The sequence below is a fragment of the Aeromonas sp. QDB56 genome (assembly GCF_027705505.1).
GTDB lineage: Bacteria > Pseudomonadota > Gammaproteobacteria > Enterobacterales > Aeromonadaceae > Aeromonas > Aeromonas caviae.
In genome coordinates, this window is sequence record NZ_JAPDBZ010000012.1 from 16103 (window position 1) to 39637 (window position 23535).

Genomic DNA, 23535 nt, shown 5'->3' on the forward strand with positions numbered 1-23535 from the left:
CGGGAACCCACTCTCCGGTTTTTGGAATACCGTGTGATATCAGTGGACTAGGTTTTTTTCTACACTCTGGTTCGCGTCTGGGGCTGCTTTCTGGTCGCCGCCGGGCGCGAAATATGTCGGATCGCTCGCTTGAGACCGGCGCCTGATTTATATTGAGCCGATTGTTTTGGGGTAACTATCCAGATTTTTCAATGTGATAGGGCCGTCATACGAAGGAACGAATATGGGACATTCCCGCATAACGCTGGCAACGCTACTCGCATTGGGGCTTCTGGGCACGGTTCAGGCCGAAGAGGGGGCGCGAGAACCCTTCTTTGTCGAACTCAAGGGACCGGATGGCTCACCGCCCCCCGCGGTGCAACCAGAGCCCCGGGCCCAGCCCGTGGCGCCCGTCACCCTGCCCAGAGCCCAGCCCATCGTGCGTCAGGTGCCTGCTGCGTCGGCTGGCAGTTATGGTCCCGTGCGTCCCACCGATACCCTCTGGAGTCTGGCGAGCAAGCATCGCCCGTCCAACCGGGTAAGTGTCTACCAGACCATGGTGGCCATCTATGACAAGAACCCCCGAAGCTTCGCAGACGGCAACATCAACCATATTCTGGTGGGTTCCCACATCCTGCTGCCCACCGCCGCAGAGGCGGGGCGCATCACGGATGCCGAAGCACGCCGTCGCTTCAACAGCGACAACGCGAGCTGGAAGGGGCTGAGCCCCAAATACCTGGCCAACAAGCAATCTCACGTCGCCCAGCCGGTGGTGAGCAAGCCTGCTCCGGCCAAGCCGGCTGTGGTGGCCAAGAATACACCGCCCAAGGCGGCGCCGATCCCGGCGGCACCCAAGGCGACGGCTCCTGCCCCCGAGGTGAAGGAGACCGCCAAGGCGGCTGTCTCCACCCCCGTGGTGGTGAGCGCTGCTGCGAGCAGCACCGCCAGCACGGCGCCGGCGCCCCTGCCCGCCACTGCGGTGGGCAAACCCTCCACCGAGATGGCGCTGGCCCTGGAAGATGCCAACGCCCAGCTCGGCCAGGTCACCGAGATGAACCACAGGCTCAAGCTGCGCCTGCAAGCCCTGACCGAAGAGGTGGAGACCCTCAAGGCCCAGTTGCAGGATCAAACCGTCCTGCAAAAAGAGGTGGCGGAACTCAAGGCCAATCCGACGCCTCCTGTGGTGGCGCCGGAGCCCAAACAGAGCTGGCTGATGGAGCTGCTCTCTTCGCCGCTCAATCTCGCCATGATCATCCTGCTGCCGGTACTCCTGGTGCTTGCCCTGGTCACGCTCTGGCTGCGTGCTCGTGCCCGCCGCGAGCTGGAAGAGCAGGAGAAGAGCCTCTCCGAGTCGACCTCCATGGTCATGGGAGACGAGAACAGCGAGTTTGAGCAGTTGATGACGGTGGGCATCGCGGATGACGAGCCCCTCCATGGCATGCCGGATCTCAACGAGCCGGAAGTGAGCAGGAAGCAAGATGGCGCCAGTGCTGCCGCCGATGTCATCTTCCGGGATGACGAGACGGCGCTCTCCGCTTTTGATGTGGAGCCTGCGGTGACGACGGCGAACCGGGATCCGGATCTGGTGCCCGAGCTGGATCTGGCCCACGAGGGTGACTTCGATCTGCCCGTGGTGCCGGAACTCGATCTCTCCGACGAGCCCAGCTCCTCTGCTCGTGGTCATGACGAGATCATGACCGAGGAGGAGCTGCAAGCCGCCCTGTTTGCCGAGCTGGACGCGGATCTGGAAGCGGATCTGGCCCAGGCCCAGAAGGAGAGCCGCAGCCAGCGTGACGAGACACTGGCCAACTTCGATCTGAGCGATCTAGAGACCGGGTTTGGCGAGCCGACCGACGATGAGCTTGCCGCCAAGGCGCCGCACATCGACGAGACGGGGTTTGGCAAGGACGATGTGGACGACATGCTGGCCGAGCTCGGGCTGGAGCCCACCAAGCCGGCGGCGTCCGAGTGGGATCCAAGCGAGCTGGCCCTGGCGGACTTCGAGGATGCCTTCGCCGAGGTGGAGTCCCATCAGGGGGAGGTGAAGCCCCGCGAGCAGGTGCAAGACAGCGACTTCGTTGAAATCGACAAGCTGCTGGCCGATGCCGATGCCGATGCCGATGCCAGCAGCACGGAGCAGGAACCCTATCAGGGCTTCTCCCTGGATGTGGGGCTGGACGGTTTCCCTGAGGTGCTGCCGGAGTCCAACGGCTTTGATGTGGATGCCGATGACGGCGGGGTGGGAGCCAAGCTGGATCTGGCCCGGGCCTACCTCGAGATCGACGACAAGGAGAGCGCCCGCGAGCTGCTGGAAGAGGCGGTGGCCCAGGGCAGCGAGCACCAGCGCAGCGAGGCGCAGAAGCTGCTCAAGCGCCTGGGCTAGGCAGGCCCTTGTCATCCATGCACCAGAGAGGGCAGCCCGCGGGCTGCCCTCTCTCTTTGGGCGCGGCCTCGCCCGGTCTGGGACTTTTGAGCCCGAGCGCGTATAATCCGCCCCGTTTCTTTCACTGCATCCTTTCATCAGAAGACACCGTTACCCATGCGAATTGCCCTTGGTATTGAATATGACGGCAGCCGGTACTTCGGCTGGCAGCGCCAGCGCGAAGTGATCAGCGTTCAGGAGGAGCTGGAAAAAGCCCTCAGCCGCATCGCCAACCACCCCGTCTCCATCCAGTGTGCCGGTCGCACCGATGCGGGGGTGCATGCCACAGGCCAGGTGATCCACTTCGATACCGAGTCGAACCGCGCAGAAGGCGCCTGGACCCTGGGGCTCAACTCCAACCTGCCCCCTGACATCGCCGTGCGCTGGGTCAGGGAGGTGGACGAGCATTTCCATGCCCGCTTCAGCGCCACCGCCCGTCGCTACCGTTACGTCATCTACAACCACAACTACCGCCCGGCCATCCTCGGCAGTGGCGTCAGTCACTACCACGAAACCATCGATGCGGCGCTGATGCACCAGGCCGGCCAGAGCCTGCTGGGGGAGCACGACTTCAGCACCTTCAGGGCTGTCGCCTGTCAGTCCAACACCCCCTGGCGCAATGTGACCCACCTGTGTGTCAGCCGTTCCGGCCCCTACATCGTGCTCGACATCAAGGCCAACGCCTTCCTGCATCACATGGTGCGCAACATCACCGGCTCCCTGCTGCTGGTGGGGCAGGGGCTTCAACCGATGGAGTGGATTGCCGAGGTGCTGGCGGCGAAGGATCGCAACCTGGCGGGCCCGACCGCCAAGGCGGGCGGCCTCTATCTGGTGGATGTAGATTACCCGGCCGAATTCGGGTTGCCCCGGCCGCCCCTCGGCCCGCTGTGGCTGCCGGACTCGGCACCGGGTACGACCAGTTTTTAGTAACTGGGCCCGAAAATTTGTGGTTTAATGATCCGTCGTTTATTGCCATCGAGCCGTTAAGTCATTGAACAATCAAGGCTCGATGTGTTTTGTCAGGCACAAATGCATTAAGGAATTCCATGAGCTGGCTTGAGAAGATCCTTCCCAAGAGCAAGATCACCACACCGCGTCGTCACAACATTCCGGAAGGGGTGTGGACCAAGTGTACTGCTTGCGAACAGGTGCTCTACCGGGCAGAGCTGGAGCGCAATCTCGAAGTGTGCCCCAAGTGTGACCATCATATGCGCATCAGCGCCCGTGCCCGTCTCGAGAGCTTCCTCGACGCCGAGGGACGCAGCGAAGTCGCGGCCGAGCTGGAGCCGCAAGACATCCTGAAATTCAAGGATTCCAAGCGCTACAAGGATCGTTTGTCTGCCGCCCAGAAAGAGACGGGCGAGAAGGATGCGCTGGTGGTGATGAAGGGGACCCTCAAGGGGGTACCGGTCGTCGCCTGTTCATTCGAGTTCTCCTTCATCGGGGGCTCCATGTCCTCCGTGGTCGGTGCCCGCTTTGTGCGCGCCGTCGAGGAGAGCATCAAGGAGGGCCGCGGCCTAGTCTGCTTCTCCACCTCCGGTGGTGCGCGGATGCAGGAAGCCCTGTTCTCCCTGATGCAGATGGCGAAGACCAGTGCGGCCCTAGATCGCCTCACCAAGGCGGGCCTGCCCTTCATCTCCGTGCTGACCGACCCCACCATGGGTGGCGTCTCCGCGAGCCTGGCCATGCTGGGTGACATCAACGTAGGCGAACCCAAGGCGCTGATCGGCTTTGCCGGCCCCCGCGTCATCGAGCAGACCGTGCGCGAGAAACTGCCGGAAGGCTTCCAGCGCTCCGAGTTCCTGCTGGAGAAGGGTGCCATCGATCTCATCATCGACAGGCGCGAAATGCGCAACCGCCTGGCCGGTCTGCTGGCCAAGCTGATGAACACTCAGGTCATCGAAGACTGAAGATGAGTTCACACATGCAACAATCCCAAAGCCGGTCGCTGGTCGACTGGCTTTCTTATTTGGAGCAGATCCACCCGGCCAACATCGACATGGGGCTGGAGCGGGTCGGCACGGTTGCCCGCCGCATGGGCCTCACCGAACTGCCGTTCAAGGTGATCACGGTGGCGGGCACCAACGGCAAGGGCTCCTCCTGCGCCATGGCGGCCAGCATCCTGATGGCCGCCGGCTACCGGGTCGGTGTCTACTCCTCCCCCCATCTGCTGCGCTTTACCGAGCGGGTGCGCGTCAATGGCCAGGAGCTGGCCGATGGCGATCACTGCGCGGCCTTTGCCGAGGTGGAAGCCGCCCGGGGCGACATCGCCCTCACCTTCTTCGAGTTCGCCACCCTGGCGGGTCTGTGGCTGTTTCGCCGCGCCGCGCCCGATGTGCTCTTGCTGGAAGTGGGGCTGGGGGGGCGGCTCGATGCCACCAATGTGGTGGAGTCCGACGTCGCCCTGATCACCTCCATTGCCCTGGATCACTGCGACTGGCTCGGGGATACCCGGGAGGCGGTGGCGGTGGAGAAAGTCGGCGTCTATCGCAAAGGTAAACCCGCCATCAGCGGGGAGCCCAATCCGCCGTCGACCATCGCAAGCGAAGCGGCGCGCCTCGGCGCCTGCCTGCGTCAGGTCGGCATCGATTTTCGTGGTGACGAGTATGAAGGTGACTGGGATTATCACGGCCTGCACCACTGGTCGGGATTGCCCAAACCGGCCCTGCCGCTGATGAATGCGGTCACCGTGCTGGCGGCCCTGGAGTCCCTCGGTCTGCCATTGGCGGAGTCCGCCATCCGCGACGGCCTGGCCAATGCCCGCCTGGCTGGCCGGATGCAGCAGTTGCAAACCTCGCCGCTGGTCATCGTCGACGTGGCCCACAATCCCCACTCTGCCGCCTATCTCGCCAGCCAGCTGCGTCAGCGCCCCGGCAAGGGCAAGCGCCGCGCCGTGGTTGGCATGCTCAAGGACAAGGACATGGCGGGGTCGCTGGCCGAGCTTGACGGTCTGATTGACGAGTGGTTCCTGGCAAGCCTCCACGGCCCGCGCGCGGCCACGGCCGACCAGTTGGCGACGGCCCTTGGCAGCGGCCGGGGCGTGGCGCTCACCTTTGCCTGCGTGGGGGATGCCTACGGCGCCGCCTTGGCCGCATCGAGTCCTGACGATATGGTCATTGTGTTCGGCTCGTTTTACACTGTCGCCGACGTGCTGGCTCTGAGCGCGGTCTGAGCCGTTCGCTCCCCTGGCTCCGTCATCGTGACGACGGGCCGGGTTTTGCACTGGATAATCCCCTTTCAGGCCAAGTGGGTGGCGAGGGACCCGGCTTCGCCAGCCGGCGTGAGGGGAGGCGTTCTTTGCGAAGTGTGCAAGATTGCAATGGATCCTAAGTAACATGGGTGGAAATTAACTTGGCTTCGAAGTTTCAAAACAGATTGGTGGGGACCGTCATCCTGGTCGCCCTGGTGGTCATCTTTCTGCCGGACCTGATGGACGGCAACAAGCTGGAGCAGAAGGACGAGGCCTTCGCCAAGATCCCCCTGCGTCCGGAGCTGGAGCCCGCCAAACCTGCGCTTCAGGTCTCGGCGGCGAGCACCCTGCCGGCCGAGCATCTGGCGAGTCAGCAGCAGGCCTCTGCCGCGACCCAGTGGCAGGTAGAGGAGATTGGCGATACCGTGACCCTGGCCAATCAGGCGGGAGCCAGTCAGGCTCCCATCACCCAGCAGCAGCCGGTACAGGTCGTGGCGCAATCCAAGCCCCAGCCCAAACCCGAGCCCAAGCCGGAAGTGATCGCCAAGAAACCGGTGGAGCAGCCCAAACCCAAGCCGGTGCCAACCAAGCCGGTAGAGGTGCAAAAACCGGTGGAGGCCAAGCCACAGGCGGGCCAGATCAAGACCATGGATGATCTTATCGCGAGCAAGATGGCCCAGCCGACTACGGCACCGGCAGCAGCCCCGGCTCAGGGGAGCTGGATCCTGCAGCTTGGCGCCTTCAAGAATGCAGACAGCGTCAATGCCCTGGTGAGCAAGCTGAGGGCGGCGGGCTACTCGGCCCAGACGTCGCCGAGAACCCCGGTGCAGGGGCAGATCAACCGGGTCTTCATCGGGCCGGATGTCTCCAAGGCTAAGTTGCAGGGCATGCAGAGCCGGATCAGCCAGATGACGGGCTTGAGCGGCTCCGTGGTGGCATACAACCCCTGACAGGACGATGAAATGAAAAGACCGCGCCTCATGGCAACATGGGCGCGGTCTTTTTTTGTGTCCAACACGGGGGAGGCAATGTGGCTATCGGGCTATCTGGCTGCCGAGGAGCACTAGATGCACTTCACCGGCTTGGGGAGGCCTGCGATCTTGGTGGCCTGCTTGGCGGGGCCTTCCGGGAACAACTTGTAGAGGTAGCGGCTGTTGCCCTTCTCCGGGCCGTACTGCTTTTCCATCGCCTTGACCAGGGCGCGGATGGCGGGGGAAGTGTTGAACTCCAGATAGAAGGCCCGTACGAAACGCACCACTTCCCAGTGGGGATCCTCCAGCACTATCCCCTCTTTCTCGGCCAGCACCAGGGCCAGCGCCTCGCTCCATTGCTCGCTGTGGCGCAGATAGCCCTGGGCATCGGTCTCGATGAGTTGGCCGTTGAACTGCAAATGGTGTGGCTCGGACATGACGCTTCCTCGAAAAGGCTATCTCAATGGGGCGGGCATGGTAGCGCCTTGCGTCCCGTCCGGCAACCGGGGCGGCGCTTGGCGCCTGCCTCGGGTGGGACTGGCCCGGCGGCTATGTCCGGCTAGGTTCGCCCCTGACCTGTCAGCAACTGGCCGTCGTTGGCCAGCACCAACAGCTCGTCTGCCAACTGGCTGATGAGGGAGAGCTGCTGGCTCAGCATCAGCTGCTCCTCGCTGCTCTCCGGAGCGATGGCCGGACAGGCTCCCGTGAGTGGCGTCGGCATCTGCCCCGCCAAGTGACCGGCGGCCTGCTCCAGGGTCTGGCTGATGTGGCGGCTTATCTCCTCCAGCCCCTCGATGGGCTCGAGTTTGTCGCGATGGGCCCCGAGTGCCGAGATATAGGAGAGCAGGGCATGGTTGCGCCAGGTGAGAGTGAAGCAGAGATCCAGGAAGCGGCGGCGCTTGCTCGGCTCCACCAGCATGCTCTGCCAGGCCATGGCCAGCTCGCTGTCGGCGAGGTGGGCACACTTGCGGGCCACCCGGTAGTCCAGGGATTCATCCCGTTGGCGATGCAGGCTGGCGAGTACCGCCGAGAGGTACTTCGCATTAGCGGACAGGGAGTTGGCGATAAGGGTTGGCAACCGCTTGTATTGCCAGTCGGGCCAGAGCCAGGCCACCAGGGCGTAGGAGAGCAGGCAGCCGAGCAGGGTATCGAGCAGGCGGGGTCCCAGGATGGCGAAGCCGATGCCATCCAGCAGGTTGAACGCCATCAGCACGTAGAGGGTGATGAAGCAGACGGCGGCGCTGTAGTTGCTGCGCACCTGGGTGAAAAACAGGAAGGCGGCTAGCCCCATGATCCCCAGTTGCAGGTGCAGCTCGGGGAAGAACCAGAGCACGGGCACGCCGATGAGGATACCGGCAAAGGTGCCGAGCATCCGCTGCACCAGACGACGGCGGGTGGCGCTGTAACTTGGCTGGCAGACGAACAATACGGTGAGCAGGATCCAGTACCCCTTGTCCAGGTGAAACGCCTGCAGAATGCCATAGCCCACTACCAGCCCGAGGGAGAGCCGCAGGGCATGGCGAAACACCATGGAGTTGGGGGTGAGGTGCTGCCTGAGCAATGCCAGCAAGGGCAGGGCGACCGGCCGTGCCAGGGGAGGCAGGCTGGTGGGCGGCGCGGCGGGGTTTTGCAGCTCTTCGGCGCTTTGCAGCAACTGGTTGATGCTGGCCAGGTTGCGACGCAGGAACTTCATCGGTGTCAGCAGGGTCTTGGGGTAGTGCTGCTTGAGGTGGGTGAACTCCAGCTGATCGCCGAGGGCCTCCAGGGTCCAGTGAATGCGTTTGTGGTGGGTGTAGGGCTTGTGCACCAGGATGGCGTAGCCAAGCTGCTGACAGGCGTCGGCAAGCTGTGACAGCACCTCCTGGAAGCCGTCGAGGACGATGCCCTGCTTGAGCTCCGCTTCCAGCTTGCTGTAAGGGTAGTGGCTGGAGGTGGCCCGCTCCTGGATCTCCAGGGCAAGCAGGTAAAGGCGCAGCAGGCCAGCGAGCTCGGGGGCAACCCCGTGGCGGCCGGGGGCATGAAGGCGGGCATTGAGCGCCGTCTTGGCCTGGTTCAGGGCATTGACCAGGTTGATGTTGAGCTGGGCCAGATTGTGGCGGATGGCCTGGGCGCCGTGTTCGTCGGCCGGGAAGAAGCGGGATTTCTCCTGCAAGTAGCGGGCGAGGGCGAAGTAGCTCTGGGCCAGTTGCTCGTGCAGGGTCTTGTAGGGCAGCAGCCAGAGCCAGACCAGGGACACCAGGCCGTACCAGAGGGCCCCGGCGCACAGGGCCAGCGGCTGATAGAAGAGATCCGGCGCCTTGGCGGCCCCCAGCATGGTGTAGATGGCAATCAGCAGGGAGCCGAAGCTGATGGTGGCGTAGCGTTGGCCGAGGGCACCCACCATCACGAAGAGGAAGGTGGAGCCCGCGAGCCCGATGGCAAAGAGCCAGGGGGTGGGGAAGAGATACTGTACGCACAATGAGGCAAACAGGAAGCAGAGCAGGGTCATGGCGAGGTTCTTGACCCGGCCCCAGAGGCTGTCGTCGGTCTCGGCGATGGCGCCGGCCACCACCCCAAGGGAGAGCAGCACGGTGAGCTGGATGTCACCGGTAGCCAGCGCGAAGGCGAGCAGCCCCGCGATGGCGAGCAGGACCTTGAGAGCGAAATAGATGTGGCTGTCTGTCAGCAGCCGGCGCAGCAGGCCGGAGAAATCCATCGGCATGCTAGGCACCACCCTTGAACGAGGTGAAATCGATGTGGCAGTCGGTCAGCAGACGGCGCAATAAACCTGAGAAGTCCATGGGCATGGGATGAAGGCAACCCTTGAGCGAAACGAAAGCGACAGCATAACCCGTCGACAGCGAAACGGCCCTGATTTGGATCAGGGCCACTTCGCTTCATATCCTTGATTTGCAACTTATCCTGACAGAAATGGGCGCCAATAAAAACCCCGCCGAAGCGGGGTCTTGTGCATATCAAGCATCCATCAGTTGCGGTTGCCGCCAAGCAGGCTCAGCAGGCTCAGGAAGATGTTGTAGATAGAGACATACAGGGTGACGGTGGCAGAGATGTAGTTGGTCTCGCCGCCGCGCACGATCTGCTGGGTGGTCAGCAAGATGGCGCCGGAGGAGAAGAGCATGAACATGGCGGACAGGGCCAGGCTCAGGGCGCTCATCTGCAGGAAGATGTTGGCGACCATGGCAACCAGCAGTACCCAGAACCCGACGAACAGCATGCCGCCGAGGAAGGAGAGGTCCCGCTTGGTGGTCAGGGCATAGGCAGACAGGCCGAAGAAGGTGAGCGCAGTGCCGCCCAGCGCCGTCATCACGATCTCGCCGCCGCCGTTGTTCATGTACATGTTGATGATGGGGCCGAGGCTATAGCCCAGCAGGCCGGTCAGGGCGAAGGTGAACACCAGCCCCATGCCGTTGTCACGGTTCTTTTCGGTCAGGAACATCAGGCCGTAGACACCGATGAGGAACACGGCCCAGTGCAGGGGCGGCATGTTCATGACGGTTGCTACCCCGGCTACCACGGCTGAGAAGCCAAGAGTGAGGGAGAGCAGCATGTAGGTGTTGCGCAGCACCTTGTTGGTGTCGCGCACGGCACCCTGGGTGCCAGTGTAGATAGAACGGGTATCCATCTTGATGTCCTCTTGATTTCCGGGGTGAAGCGACGAGTTGTGCTTCGTTAACGCATTGTATGCACTGAATGTGTGGATGACGAGCGCTGATTTCAAGCGCCACCCCACCTGCGTGGTGCCTACTATCCCAGAGCAAAGATGTATTGCGCATGAACAAGGAGGCTCAAGGCGTTGCAGAGGGCGCCTGCTCCTGCTCTTTACCCTGTCTGGCGATCCGCGTCGGCGAGAAGCCGAACTGCTTTCTAAACGCCGTGATGAAATTGGCCACATGGTCATAGCCGGCGTGGGCGGCGGCCCCTTGCAGAGAGAGGCTGCGCGCCTCCAGCCTGGCCCGCGCTTCTTGCAGCTTTCGCTGGCGAAGGTAGCGCTGCAGGCTCATGCCCAGCTCTTTTTTTGCGGCCCGCTGCAAGGTGGAGACGCTCATGCCGAGGGTGGCCGCGATCTCGGTCAGGGTCATCTCGTCCACTTTTTCATCCCTGAGCAGCATCTTGAGGCGCGTCGGTTGCTCGTTCTGGCGCTGGCAACAGGGGGAGGCGGCCTGCTGGAGGTTGGTCATCAGGCTCTCCCAGACACTGAGGGCAAAGGCCTTGCGCATCAGCATTTCGGAGGCGTTCTGGCTGCTGGTGAGATTGAGCGCTTCCGCAATCTGTCCAAGCGCCGCGGGCAGGGTCCAGTCGACGCGGCTCAGATGGCGGCTGAAGGTCTGTGCGAAAGCCTTGCGATGCGCCTGTGCCAGGTTGTGGGCGAGCCAGGTGTGGTCCAGGGAGAGGACGATGCTGCGGCTGCGCACCTGGGCTTTGGCCGCCCCCTGCACGATGTCGGGCTCGGTATAGAGGATGGCGGTTGCCACTATGGGGTCGGACTCGTGGAAGCGGCACCCCTTGAGCCTGTGAGTGGCGCCATAGGTCATCAGGGCCCGGCTCTCGAGGGGAATGGCGATGATCAACTGCGGCGGCAACTCCCGCTCGGTGGCGAAGTCTGCCTTGTGAACGATGTCCTTGTTGTGAAAGCGAAGACCCTCCTGGATCACCAGGTTCTCCACCCTGCCGGTGAAGCGGCCTCGCTGGCGTGCGCTGGTATCCCTTGCCACTGTGTCAGTCATGTGCAATTTGACCATGTCGAAGAGTGAAATGACCACACCGCAAAACTGCGGCGGAAGATGGAGTGATATATTAGCCCCCGGAAAATCAAATGAAAATGATTATCATCTCTATCTTGGGGTCACTCTTACTATGGTTGTCTTGAAGGATAAAGCGCGAAGCCCGCTGGCTCTGGCCATCTCTGCCGCTCTGGCCGTCACCTTTGCCGCCCCGGCAGGGGCACACACACCGGACATCAAGCCGGACGAAACCCTGGTCGTCTATGGCAATCCACTCTACGGGATGTCGCCGTCGGAGGAGACGGGAGGCTATGGGGTCGACTCGGCCACCGTTGGCACCAAGACGCCGGCGGCCCTCAAAGACATCCCCCAGTCGATCACCGTGTTGACCAACGACTACATCGAGGAGCGCAACTTCGTGGCGGTGGACGATCTGGCCAAGTTCACGCCGGGTCTGCGCACCCTGGTCAATGACAGCGGTCGCTCCTCCATCTTCTCCCGCGGCTATGAGTACGACGAGGTGAACCTCAACGGCCTGCCATCGCCCATGCAGAGCAAGTACGGCACCCTGCCGTCGCTGGCGGCGGTGGATCGGGTGGAGATCATGCGGGGCCCCTCCGGCCTCTTCAACAGCACCAGCGAGCTGGGGGGCGTGATCAACATGGTGCTCAAGCGTCCGACCGACGCCTTCAAGGGCTCGGTCACGGCGCGCTATGGCAGCTGGGACAGGCATTACCTGGAGGCGGACATGGGGGGCGCACTCAACGACGAGGGTTCCCTGCGCGGCCGCGTCGTGGTGGCCAACGCCGACATCAAGAACCAGGTGGACTACAACAACAACGACAACGGTACCTACTACGGCACCCTGGAGTTCGATCTCTCGGATCGCACCCGCCTCTCCGTCTACGCCCTGCACCAGACCAAGGACATCCTGCCCACCAACGGCCTGCCGGCGTACAAGGACGGCTCCCTGCTCGACATCGGCCGCAGCACCTACCTGGGGTCGGCTGAAGACTTCTTCGACGCCGATACCACGGATGTGGGGGCCTCGCTGCAACACGCCTTTGCCAACGGCGGAGTGGGTCAGGTCTCGGCCCGCTACATGGATCACGACATGCGGCTGGAGCAGACCTTCACCAACGGCCCCGTGGACGCGGCGGGCAACACCGGGCTGATGTTCAACGGCCAGGGGAACCAGCAGAAGAACATGGCCTTCGATGCCAACTACAGCCAGATGTTCGATCTGTTGGGGCACAAGAGCGAGTTTGTGCTGGGCTCCGACTACAAGCGCTACGAGTCGGACATCCAGACCTACACCAACCGCAACCTCGGCAAGATCAATGTGTTCGATTTCGACCCGACCCGGGTCGCCAAGCCGGACTACAGCTACACCAAGAATGACCATGAGGAGCAGTCGGAGCTCGGTCTGTATGGCAAGGTGACCTGGCGTCTGCTGGAGCCGCTGGCGGTGATCACCGGGGCCCGCGTCTCTTGGTACGATCTGGATGCCGTCAGCACGACCCTGAGTTCCGGAGCCCAGAGTGGCGAGTCCAGTGCGTTCAACGGCAAGCTCACCCCCTACGCGGGGGCCGTCTATGACCTGAGCGACGCACACGCCTGGTATGCCAGCTACTCCAAGGTGTTCAAGCCCCAGACCAGCCAGGACGAGAGCGGCAACCTGCTCAAGCCCCGGGAGGGCAGCCAGTGGGAAACCGGCATCAAGTCCTCGCTGCGTGACGGCCTGCTCAACACCCGGGCGACCCTCTTCCTGATGAAGGACGACAACATCGCGGCCCAGGCCTACGACGATCAGGGCATTGCCATCACCAACACCTACTGGGCTACCGGCAAGGTGGAGACGCAAGGGGTGGAGCTGGAGGCGAGCGGCTATCTCAGCCAGAACTGGATGGTGATGGCCGGCTATACCTTCACCGACATCGAGGAGAAGGCCGGGGATCACAACCCGAAATTCGACACCATCCCCCGTCACACCCTCTCGCTCTGGACCGACTACCACCTGGCCGACTGGGTGCAGGGGCTGCACCTCGGGGCAGGAATGACGGCGGTGAGCGACTACGGCTTCAACCAGAAGGGGGTCGAGACCCATCAGGGGGGCTATGCCCTGTTCGATGCGGCGGTGCGTTACGAGATCAACGACAGAATGCAGGCGACCCTGAACCTCTACAACCTGCTCGACCGGGAGTACTTCTACCGGGTCGGCTCCACCAGCACCTTCAACATGTACGGCGAGCCGGCGAACCTGATGGCAGGCTTCACCTACAAGCTGTAACGACCGACGACAGCAGGGCCTGCGGGCCCTGTTGTCGTCTCTGTGAGCCGCCCTACGGGGGATCCCCAAGGCTGGCGACACAATCCTGGTTCATCTCATGACAAGACTCATCACCCTGCTGCTCACCATGATCACACTCTCTTCTGCCCAGGCAGACATGCTCCACTACGCCCAGCGCTTCACCCACCATTCGGCCCTGCTGGGGGAGACGCGGCAATACAGCGTCTCCCTGCCCCAGGAATATGAACGCGAGCCCGGGGCTCGGTTCCCCGTGCTCTATCTGCTCGACGGGGAGAAGAGCCTGCTGGAGGTTGTCGGCATCACCCGGGCCCTGCGGGCCGGGCTCAATCCGGCTATCCCCCCCCTCATCATCGTCGCGGTCCACAACACCGACCGGATGCGGGATTACACCCCGAGCCACACCATGACCTTGCCAAATGGGGCACCGGCGGGGCCCGGCTATGCCGTGACGGGGGGCGGGCCCCGGTTCCTGCGCTATCTGAGTGAGGAGCTGCGCCCCCTCATCGAGGAGAGGTTTCGGACCCGGGCGCCGGCCCTGCTGGTGGGCCACTCCCTCGGCGGCCTGCTGGCGCTCGATGCACAGGCGCAAGATAGCGGCCAGTTCCAGGGAGTGATCGCCATCGACGCCAGCCTCTGGTTCGATTACCCCCGCAATTACGAGCGCATCGCGTCGGAGTTGACCGGGCCGCTCAAGCACGCCTCCTCGCTGTTCATGGCGGTGGCCAACAACCCCTTCACCCCGGGATTCGGGCGCTCGGCGTTTCACCGGGATCGCCTGCAGCAGTTTGCGCGGCAGGTAGTGGGGGCACCCGGCGCAAACCTGCACGTCACCAGCCGCTACTTCGAGGAGGAGGATCATCACAGCGTCTACCACCCCGCCGTCTATCAGGGACTCCAGTGGCTGTTTCAGGGCTACCGGATGGATCTGGCGCCCGGGCACTTCAGCCGACAGGGGGTGATCGCCCGCTTTGATGCCTTGAACCGCCACCTCGGCAGCGCACTGCGCCCGGAGCTGGGGAGCCTGCGGGACATCAGGGAGAAGGCCGCGCGCTGGCCGCAGATGGCGATCCCCGTGGACGAGGCCGATGCCCTGCTGGCCCACTACTACGGGTCGAAGCCGTGAAAAGCCGATATTTTTGCCTGTGTCTGGAATCGTCACAACGGCGCCGGAGACGGGTGGCGGTCCGGCGCCATCCCTGGGTAGACTGCCGAAACGAGGGGCGCCGGGTCGGTGCCCCGACAGAGGCAGGGAGTGAGCGATGGCGGTTGCAGGAAAGAGGGGAGGCATGCTGGCCCTGTGGTGCAGTGCACTCCTGATGTCGGGGTGCAGTGGGTTTGCGCCTGCGCCCATTCCCGTCACCTATCTGAGTCAGGATCCGCCCCCAGGCAGGCTGCCCCTTGGGGAGACCGCCTATGTGGATGACGGTCGCTGCCCACTAGGGCAGGTCAAGCGTCTCATCGGCGGGGACGCGAAGCACAATGTGCCAAGAAAGGTGGAGTGTGTGGCAAGACCGCAATGATGATGTGATTTTCACAGCCTGAAACATCCAAAAAAGAGCCCTGAGGCAGTCGCCTTGGGGCTCTTTTCGTCTGGCTGGCCTGGTCGGTGTGATGCCGCAGCGGGCTAGAAGGCATCTCCAGGGACCCGCACCCAGCCTTCCATCAGGATGCGGGCGGAGCGGGACATCACCGCCTTGGTGACCGTCCACTGTCCCGCGACCTGCTCTGCCTGGGCACCGACTCTCAGGGTGCCGGAGGGGTGACCAACGCGCACCGCTTCGCGCTCGCCGCCCCCGGCGGCCAGATTGACGAGGGTGCCGGGAATGGCCGCCGCCGTGCCGATAGCCACGGCGCAGGTGCCCATCATGGCGTGGTGCAGCTTGCCCATGGAGAGGGCCCGCACCAGCAGATCGATCTCGCCGGCAATAATCTCCTTGCCGCTGGCGGTGCGGTAATCCTTGGCGGGTGCGACGAAGGCAATTTTCGGGGTGTGCTGGCGAGTGGCCGCCTCTTCGGGGCGCTTGATGAGCCCCATGCGCAGGGCACCGGCAACCCGGATCGCCTCGAAACGGGCGAGCGCTTGCGGATCTGTGTTGATCGCCTCGCGCAGCTCGGTGCCCTCATAACCGATGTCCTCGGCGTTGACGAACACCGTGGGGATGCCGGCGCTGATCAGGGTGGCTTTCAGTACGCCGCTCTTTACAACAGACGCGGGTACCTCCAGATCGTCCACCAGATTGCCGGTGGGGAAGAGGGCGCCGCCGTCTTCACCCTCGTCGGACGGGTCGAGAAACTCCAGCACGATCTCGGCGGCGGGGAAGGTCACCCCGTCCAGCTCGAAATCGCCTGTCTCCTGCACCTGGCCGTTTGTCACCGGCACGTGGGCGAGGATGGTCTTGCCGATATTGGCCTGCCAGATCCGCACCTCACAGGTGCCGTGCTCCGGGATGCGGGACGGGTCCACCAGGCCGGCGTGGATGGCGAAGGCCCCGGCGCCGGTGGAGAGGTTGCCGCAGTTGCCGCTCCAGTCCACGAATGCCTTGTCGATGGCGACCTGGCCGTAGAGGTAGTCCACATCGTGATCGGGTTGCTGGCTTTTGGAGAGGATCACGCACTTGGCTGTGGAGGAGGTGGCCCCCCCCATGCCGTCCATGTGGGCGCCGTAGGGGTCGGGGCTGCCGATGACCCGCAGGAAGAAGGCATCCCGTGCCGGGCCCGGCTGCTGGCAGCGCTCGGGCAGGTCAGATAAGCGAAAGAAGACCCCCTTGCTGGTGCCGCCGCGAAGGTAGGTGGCCGGGATTTTGACTTGTGGTTGGTGGGCCATAGAGAGTGTCCTGAAAAGAGTCATAGATCCTGCTCCCTCTGGGAGAAGGTGCCCGAAGGGCGGATGAGGGGGATTTCCCCTCACCCCAACCCTCTCTCAAAGGGAGAGGGTGCTTTATGCCTTCCCCTTTTTCAAAGGGGCGGAGCGGGGTTGCGATTTAGCTCACGGCCTTTTGCGCGGTCGACGCCAGGAAGTCCTGGGCGAAGCGTTGCAGCACGCCGCCCGCCTCATAGACCGAGACCTCCTCGGCGGTGTCGAGGCGGCAGGTCATGGGCACCTGGATCACTTCGCCGCTGCGACGGCGGATCACCAGAGTGAGATCGGTGCGCGGCTGGCGTGCTCCCACCACGTCATAGGTCTCGGTGCCATCGAGGCCCAGCGTGAGGCGGGTGGTGCCCGGTTTGAACTCGAGCGGCAGCACCCCCATGCCGATGAGGTTGGTGCGGTGAATGCGCTCGAAGCCTTCCGCCGCGATCACCTCCACCCCGGCAAGGCGTACCCCCTTGGCCGCCCAGTCCCGGGACGAGCCCTGACCGTAGTCGGCACCGGCCACGATGATGAGGGGCTGCTTGCGTGCCATGTAGGTCTTGATGGCTTCCCACATCCGCATCACTTTGCCGTCCGGCTCGACGCGGGCGAGGGACCCCTTCTGCACCACGCCGTTCACTACCGCCATCTCGTTGACCAGCTGGGGGTTGGCGAAGGTGGCGCGCTGGGCGGTCAGGTGATCGCCGCGGTGGGTGGCGTAGGAGTTGAAGTCCTCCTCCGGCAGGCCCATCTTCGCCAGGTATTCCCCCGCCGCGCTGCCGGGCAGGATGGCGTTGGAAGGGGAGAGGTGGTCTGTGGTGATGTTGTCCGGCAACAGCGCCAGGGGCCGCATGCCGCGCAGGGTGCGCTCGCCCGCCAATGCCCCCTCCCAGTAGGGCGGGCGACGGATATAGGTGCTTTGAGAGCGCCAGTCGTACAGGGGCGTCACCTTGGGACCCTGATCCTCTTCTTGGGTGAACATGGGGATATAGACCTGGCGGAACTGGGACGGCTTGACCGACGCCTTGACCACGGCGTCGATCTCTTCATCAGACGGCCAGATATCCCTGAGGCGAATCTCCTGACCGTCCACTACCCCCAGCACATCTTTCTCGATGTCGAAGCGGATGGTGCCCGCGATGGCGTAGGCCACCACCAGGGGGGGCGAGGCGAGAAACGCCTGCTTGGCATAGGGGTGGATGCGGCCGTCGAAGTTGCGATTGCCCGACAGCACCGCCGTGGCGTAGAGGTCCCGCTCGATGATCTCCTGCTGGATGGCGGGATCCAGGGCACCGGACATGCCGTTGCAGGTGGTGCAGGCAAACGCCACGACGCCGAAGCCGAGCTGTGCCAGCTCATCCATCAGCCCCGCCTCTTTCAGGTAAAGCGCGACCGTCTTGGAGCCGGGGGCGAGGGAGGATTTGACCCAGGGCTTGCGCATCAGGCCGAGCCGGTTGGCGTTGCGGGCCAGGAGGCCTGCGGCAATCACGTTGCGCGGGTTGCTGGTGTTGGTGCAACTGGTGATGGCGGCGATGATGACGGCGCCATCGGGCAAGAGGCCGTCAGCCTCCTGGGCACGAGCCTTGTCCAGGTCCACCGCGATTCCGCGCTCGGCCAATGCCGATACCGGCAGGCGGCGATGGGGGTTGGAGGGGCCGGCCAGGGTGCGCACCACGCTCGACAAGTCAAAGTGCAGCACCCGCTCGTACTGGGCGCCCGCCAGGGCATCGGCCCAGAGACCGGCCTCCCTGGCATAGGTTTCCACCAGCCTGACCTGCTCGTCGTCACGGCCGGTGAGCTTGAGGTAGTCGAGGGTCTGCTGGTCGATGAAGAACATGGCCGCGGTAGCACCATACTCCGGCGCCATGTTGGAGATGGTGGCCCGATCGCCGAGGGTGAGGGCGGCGGCGCCCTCGCCACGAAACTCCAGGTAGGCGCCGACTACCTTCTGCTGGCGCAGGAATTCGGTGAGCGACAGCACCAGATCCGTGCCGGTGATGCCGGGCTGCGGCTTGCCGGAGAGCTCGACGCCGACGATCGAAGGCAGCCGCATCCAGGAGGCGCGCCCCAGCATCACGTTCTCGGCTTCCAGCCCGCCCACCCCCACCGCGATGACGCCGAGGGCATCCACGTGGGGGGTGTGGCTGTCGGTACCGACGCAGGTATCCGGGTAGGCCAAACCGCGATCGGCGTGGATGACGGGGGACATCTTCTCCAGGTTGATCTGGTGCATGATGCCGTTGCCAGGCGGGATCACCTCGATGTTCTTGAACGCCTGCTTGGTCCAGTCGATGAAGTGGAAGCGATCCTCGTTGCGGCGATCCTCGATGGCGCGGTTCTTCTCGAACGCCTGGGGGTCAAAGCCGCCACATTCAACGGCCAGGGAATGGTCGACGATGAGTTGCACCGGCACGACCGGGTTCACCTGGGCGGGATCTCCCCCCTGCTCGGCGATGGCGTCGCGAAGGCCCGCGAGGTCCACCAGGGCGGTCTGTCCCAGGATGTCGTGGCACACCACCCGCGCCGGGAACCAGGGAAAGTCGCGATCGCGCTTGTTGTGCACTATCTGGCCGAGGCACTCGCCGAGGATGGCCGGATCGCATTTGCGAACCAGGTTCTCGGCGTGGACGCGGGCGGTGTAGGAGAGCCTGTCCCAGGCGCCGGGGGCGATGGCGTTGACCGCCTCCCGGGCGTCGAAGTAGTCAAGCTGTGTGCCGGGCAGGGGCTTGCGATATTGCGTGTTGATCATCACTTGCGCTCCTTGAGCGGCACGAAGGTCAGATCGGCCGGACCGACGTAGTTGGCGCTCGGGCGGATGATCTTGCCGTCGATGCGCTGCTCGATGACATGGGCCGACCAGCCTGAGGTGCGGGCGATGACGAACAGCGGGGTGAACATGGCGGTGGGCACCCCCATCATGTGGTAGCTGACGGCGCTGAACCAGTCGAGGTTCGGGAACATCTTCTTGACTTCCCACATGGTGGATTCCAGCCGCTCGGCGATATCGAACATCTTGGTGTTGTGCTGCTCCTGGCTGAGGGCGCGCGCCACCTCCTTGATCACCTTGTTGCGCGGATCGGAGACGGTGTAGACCGGGTGGCCGAAGCCGATGACCACTTCTTTTCTCTCGACCCGGGCGCGAATGTCGGCCTCCGCCTCGTCCAGATTCTCGTAGCGCTTCTGGATCTCGAAGGCCACCTCGTTGGCGCCCCCGTGCTTGGGCCCGCGCAGGGCACCGATGGCTCCCGTGATGCAGGAGTACATGTCCGATCCGGTACCGGCGATGACGCGGCCGGTGAAGGTGGAGGCGTTGAACTCGTGCTCGGCGTAGAGGATGAGAGAGGTGTGCATGGCGCGTACCCAGGAGTCGCGTGGCTTGTGCCCGTGCAGCAGGTGGAGGAAGTGGCCGCCGATGGAGTCGTCGTCGGTCTCCACATGGATGCGTTTGCCGTTGTGGCTGAAGTGGTACCAGTAGAGCAGCACCGAGCCCAAGCAGGCCATCAGCTTGTCGGCGATGTCCCGGGCGCCCGGGTGGTTGTGATCGTCCTTCTCCGGCGACAGGCACCCCAGCACGGAGACGGCGGTGCGCATCACGTCCATGGGGTGGGCGGAGGGAGGCAACTGCTCCAGGGCGGTCCTCACTCCGGTGGGCAGGCCGCGCAGGGCCTTGAGCTTGGCCTTGTAGGCGGCGAGCTCCGCCACATTGGGCAGATGGCCGTGCACCAGCAGGTGGGCTATCTCTTCAAACTCGCAGCTGGTGGCCACGTCCAGGATGTCGTAGCCACGGTAGTGCAGATCGTTGCCGCTGAGGCCCACGATGCACAGGGCGGTATTGCCGGCGGCGGTGCCGGAGAGGGCGACGGATTTCTTCGGCTTGAAGCCGGTGGTTTCGGGCAGGGCGCTCATCACATGTTTCCTCATTCAGTCCGTTGATGCGCCAGCCGCCAGCATAAGGCGGCCGGTCGCCGTCTTATTCCTTGGTCGACAAGTCCTGGGTGAACAGCCTGTCCAGGGTCTGCTCGTAGTGGTGGTAACCGAGAAAATCGTAGAGGGACTCCCGGGTCTGCATGGTGTCGACCACGGCGCGTTGGTGGCCGTCACGGCGAAGCGTCTGATAAACATTGAGGGCGGCCTGGTTGGCGGCGCGGGCGGCGCTCAGGGGGTAGAGCACCATGTCGACGCCATGCAAGGCGAGCGCCTCCTTGTCAAACAGCTCGGTCTTGCCGAACTCGGTCATGTTGGCGAGGATGGGCACCCCGGCCGCCTGCTTGAAGCGATCGTACTGATCCAGCTCGGTGACCGCCTCGGCGAAGATCATGTCGGCACCGGCCTCCACATAGGCGGCGGCCCGCTCCAGGGCCGAGCCCAGTCCTTCCACCGCCAGGGCGTCGGTGCGGGCCATGATGACGAAGTGCTCGTCCTGGCGGGCATCCACCGCGGCCTTGATCCTGTCCACCATCTCCGAGACCGTGACCACCGCCTTGTTCGGCCTGTGACCGCAGCGCTTCTGGGCCACCTGATCTTCCATGTGGACGGCGGCCACACCGCCACGCTCGAAGGCGCGGATGGTGCGGGCGATGTTGAAGGCGCCCCCCCAGCCGGTGTCGATGTCCACCAGGAGTGGCACTTGCGTGGCAGCCGTGATGCGTTCGGCATCGATGAGCACGTCATTCATGGAAGTCATGCCGAGATCCGGCAGGCCATAGGAGGCGTTCGCCACCCCGGCGCCGGAGAGATAGAGGGCCTGGAAGCCGCTGCGCTCGGCCATCAGCGCCATGTAGGCATTGATGGTACCGACAATCTGCAGAGGCTTTTCGTTGGCCAGGGCCGTGCGAAAACGCTTGCCGGCCGAGGGGGAGAGGTTGGACATGGTGACTCCTTTCATGGGGTGCGTGTCTGCTGTATGTGTAGGGTGAACGGTATCATCTCACACTACGTTTACGTTAACGTCAATCATGCTTAGGTCCAAGGTCGTATCAAGTGTGCTCTCCCCTGACGGCCCCCTGGCAACGCCAGTGCCACAGACTCGTTAGAACCATTTTTTGCTGTGATGCATTGTGCGGGAGAGCGGTGAACCTGGGAAAATACCGGGCATTTTTTGGCCAAATCTGGGCTTTTGGGGCCAAAATCTTGCGCGGCGTCAAACAGGATGCAAATTGTGTCTCAGCCATCCTCCCCGACTGGGTCTCTGCGTTGCTTGCCCGTAGGCGTTTGGCTACGCTCATTGGGTGATCAAACAAGGGGTGTGCGCCATGAAGAAAACCCAGGTTCATCTCATCGACGAAGAGGTGGATTTTCCTGCCAATGAACAGCTGGTCTCCACCACGGACCTGCAGGGTGTGATCACCTACGCCAATGATCACTTCTGCCGGGTAGCGGGGTACAGCCGGGCCGAGCTCATCGGCCAGCACCACAACATGGTTCGCCACCCGGACATGCCCAAGGCCGCCTTTGCTGCAATGCTGTTCACTTAAGAGAATTTGAGTTCCAGTCCACGTAGTATCAGGGCTAAAAATGAGGGAGGCATGATGCCTCCCTCTTTCTATTGCAAGCCACGCTGGATAAAGGCTGAAGGAACATCGACTGGAAACAGCCTTGCTCCCCCAACTCAAGTCGCATTTATGAATAATTAGTCAAAAATGTGCTTATCTGAACAGCATTGCGCCTTTGCTGACCTCTGGGGCAAGCTCAAGCAGGGCAAACCCTGGCGCGGCATGGTGAAAAACCGCTGCAAGGATGGGCGTTACTATTGGGTGGATGCCTATGTCACCCCTATCTTCGAGCAGGGGCGGATCAATGGCTACCAGTCGGTCCGCAGTCGCGCCGCGCCGGAGATGAAAGCCGTGGCCGGGCGCACCTATGCCAGATTGAAGAGCGTGGAGCGGGGGGAGCGAAAGAGCGGATTGAGCCTGCGCCCGATGCGCCACGGGCTGGCCATCGTCGGTGTCTTGCTGATGCTGGCGGGGGGGGGGGCTATCTAATGGGGCCCTGGGGGCCGTTGTTCACCCTGTTGCCTCTCTTGTGGCTGGCCCTGATCTATCGTGACACCCTCATCACTACCCCCCGTTATCTGCGACAGCTCGCGGACGAATATGACAGCCTGACCCGGCTCATCTATTCGGGGGAGGATGCCAGTGCCATTGCAGACTTCCACATCAAGCTGTTGCAGGCCAGGATCCGCACCGTCCTTGGGCGAGTGGACGATGCGACCCTCTCCCTGCAGGATCTCGCGGTGCATCTGAAAACAGCCTCCAGCGAGGCAAGCGCCGACATCGCCGAACAGGATGTCCAGACCCAACAGGTGGCGACGGCCATCACCGAGATGGCGGCGACAGCCCACGAGATTGCCCGCAATATCCTAGAGACGGACAACCAGATAGCCCAGGCCAAGGCGCACTGCCAACACACCGATCAGCAGCTGGAAGATACCCAGCACAGGGTGACGGAGCTGGCCACCCAGGCAGAGCATGCCTTCACGGCCGCCGTGGCACTGGCGGAGGAGTCGGACCGCATCGGTGTGCTGATGAGCGAGATCCAGGGCATTGCGGATCAGACCAATCTGCTGGCGCTCAACGCCGCCATCGAGGCGGCGCGTGCAGGGGAGCAGGGGCGAGGCTTTGCGGTGGTGGCGGACGAGGTGCGAACCCTCTCCACGCGCACCCACAAGGCGACCGAGCAGATCCAGAGCAGCATAGGCCAGATCCAGCGTACCCTGAACGGCTGGAAGGGAATGATGCAGCAGAACCTGCAACAGACCCAATCCTGCGTGACCCTGACCCGCCAGGGATCAGAGAGTCTGCATCAGGTGCTGACGGAAATAGAACGGGTGGTGGACCTCTCGGCCCAGATCTCGACGGCGGCAGAGGAGCAGCAGGCGGTGGTGGAGGACATCAGCCGCAACGTCAACGCCATCTCCCAGCACTCCCACACCAACAGCAACAAGATGCAGGACATGGACGCTTCGAGCGACATCCTGCTCACCAAGGCTCGCCAGCTCAAATCCCTGGGGCAGACCTTCGGGTAAGAGCGGTCAGACTCATGCAATGCAGGAAGGCCACCCCTGGGGTCAATGCTGTTCACTTAAGAGAAT

17 protein-coding genes and 2 pseudogenes are annotated in these 23535 nt (G+C 63.4%); 10 read left to right on the forward strand and 9 right to left on the reverse strand.

Annotated elements, in window-relative coordinates; all coding sequences use genetic code 11:
- The first annotated feature begins 223 nt into the window (after positions 1-223).
- The 5 genes from OKB81_RS03490 (at position 224) to dedD (ending at position 6541) form a co-directional block, all read left to right on the forward strand.
- Positions 224-2362: a FimV/HubP family polar landmark protein gene (locus OKB81_RS03490; RefSeq protein WP_270667762.1), complete on the forward strand. Its 2139-nt coding sequence runs from the start codon at positions 224-226 to the stop codon at positions 2360-2362.
- Between the two features lie 156 nt (positions 2363-2518).
- The gene (truA, locus tag OKB81_RS03495) at positions 2519-3328 is read left to right on the forward strand and encodes a tRNA pseudouridine(38-40) synthase TruA (protein ID WP_270667760.1); all 810 of its coding nucleotides are present in this window, start codon (positions 2519-2521) and stop codon (positions 3326-3328) included.
- A 119-nt stretch (positions 3329-3447) separates the two neighbouring features.
- Positions 3448-4311, forward strand: a complete 864-nt coding sequence (gene accD, locus OKB81_RS03500; RefSeq protein ID WP_010675139.1) for an acetyl-CoA carboxylase, carboxyltransferase subunit beta — start codon at positions 3448-3450, stop codon at positions 4309-4311.
- 2 nt (positions 4312-4313) lie between these two features.
- Positions 4314-5573, forward strand: a complete 1260-nt coding sequence (folC, locus tag OKB81_RS03505) for a bifunctional tetrahydrofolate synthase/dihydrofolate synthase (protein ID WP_160837094.1) — start codon at positions 4314-4316, stop codon at positions 5571-5573.
- Positions 5574-5752: 179 nt separating this feature from the next.
- On the forward strand, positions 5753-6541 hold the full coding sequence (gene dedD, locus OKB81_RS03510; protein ID WP_160837096.1) for a cell division protein DedD: 789 nt from the start codon (positions 5753-5755) through the stop codon (positions 6539-6541).
- Between the two features lie 113 nt (positions 6542-6654).
- Here dedD and OKB81_RS03515 read toward each other — a convergent pair whose 3' ends face one another.
- The 5 genes from OKB81_RS03515 to OKB81_RS03535 all read right to left on the reverse strand — a co-directional run bounded on the left by OKB81_RS03515 (position 6655) and on the right by OKB81_RS03535 (position 11286).
- Positions 6655-6999, reverse strand: coding sequence for a TusE/DsrC/DsvC family sulfur relay protein (locus tag OKB81_RS03515; RefSeq protein ID WP_039038798.1), 345 nt, complete (start codon positions 6997-6999; stop codon positions 6655-6657).
- Positions 7000-7121: 122 nt separating this feature from the next.
- Positions 7122-9263, reverse strand: coding sequence for a YccS family putative transporter (gene yccS / locus OKB81_RS03520; protein WP_160837098.1), 2142 nt, complete (start codon positions 9261-9263; stop codon positions 7122-7124).
- A gap of 1 nt (position 9264) precedes the next feature.
- Entirely contained in the window at positions 9265-9432 is a 168-nt protein-coding gene (locus OKB81_RS03525; RefSeq protein ID WP_158657330.1) for a hypothetical protein, read from the reverse strand.
- Positions 9433-9527: 95 nt separating this feature from the next.
- Positions 9528-10184, reverse strand: a complete 657-nt coding sequence (locus tag OKB81_RS03530) for a Bax inhibitor-1/YccA family protein (RefSeq protein WP_010675134.1) — start codon at positions 10182-10184, stop codon at positions 9528-9530.
- 163 nt (positions 10185-10347) lie between these two features.
- On the reverse strand, positions 10348-11286 hold the full coding sequence (locus OKB81_RS03535; protein ID WP_202395052.1) for a helix-turn-helix transcriptional regulator: 939 nt from the start codon (positions 11284-11286) through the stop codon (positions 10348-10350).
- A 130-nt stretch (positions 11287-11416) separates the two neighbouring features.
- Here OKB81_RS03535 and OKB81_RS03540 point away from each other — a divergent pair, with 130 nt between their 5' ends.
- From OKB81_RS03540 to OKB81_RS03550, 3 genes are all read left to right on the forward strand, one after another.
- Positions 11417-13573 carry a TonB-dependent siderophore receptor gene (locus OKB81_RS03540; RefSeq protein WP_160837100.1) on the forward strand — a complete coding sequence of 719 codons (2157 nt, stop codon included), beginning with the start codon at positions 11417-11419 and terminating at the stop codon, positions 13571-13573.
- 97 nt (positions 13574-13670) lie between these two features.
- Positions 13671-14717, forward strand: a complete 1047-nt coding sequence (locus OKB81_RS03545) for an alpha/beta hydrolase (protein WP_160837102.1) — start codon at positions 13671-13673, stop codon at positions 14715-14717.
- 163 nt (positions 14718-14880) lie between these two features.
- Positions 14881-15114, forward strand: a complete 234-nt coding sequence (locus tag OKB81_RS03550; RefSeq protein ID WP_160837104.1) for a DUF6719 family protein — start codon at positions 14881-14883, stop codon at positions 15112-15114.
- A gap of 104 nt (positions 15115-15218) precedes the next feature.
- On the opposite strand, the gene prpF is transcribed toward OKB81_RS03550, so the two are convergent.
- From prpF to prpB, 4 genes are all read right to left on the reverse strand, one after another.
- Positions 15219-16418 carry a 2-methylaconitate cis-trans isomerase PrpF gene (gene prpF / locus OKB81_RS03555; protein WP_160837106.1) on the reverse strand — a complete coding sequence of 400 codons (1200 nt, stop codon included), beginning with the start codon at positions 16416-16418 and terminating at the stop codon, positions 15219-15221.
- Positions 16419-16575: 157 nt separating this feature from the next.
- A complete protein-coding gene (acnD, locus tag OKB81_RS03560) occupies positions 16576-19194 on the reverse strand; it encodes a Fe/S-dependent 2-methylisocitrate dehydratase AcnD (protein WP_202395053.1) in 2619 nt (872 codons plus the stop codon).
- Positions 19194-20351 (reverse strand): bifunctional 2-methylcitrate synthase/citrate synthase, encoded by a 1158-nt coding sequence (prpC, locus tag OKB81_RS03565; protein WP_160837108.1) that lies wholly within the window; start codon positions 20349-20351, stop codon positions 19194-19196. The genes acnD and prpC overlap by 1 nt, the downstream gene beginning before the upstream one ends.
- Positions 20352-20415: 64 nt before the next feature.
- A complete protein-coding gene (gene prpB, locus OKB81_RS03570; RefSeq protein WP_160837110.1) occupies positions 20416-21315 on the reverse strand; it encodes a methylisocitrate lyase in 900 nt (299 codons plus the stop codon).
- 382 nt (positions 21316-21697) lie between these two features.
- Between prpB and OKB81_RS03575 the strand changes: the two are divergent.
- Positions 21698-21892, forward strand: a pseudogene (locus tag OKB81_RS03575) (PAS domain S-box protein); the annotation flags it as partial.
- A gap of 192 nt (positions 21893-22084) precedes the next feature.
- Positions 22085-23469: pseudogene (locus OKB81_RS03585) on the forward strand (methyl-accepting chemotaxis protein).
- The last annotated feature ends 66 nt before the right edge of the window (positions 23470-23535 follow it).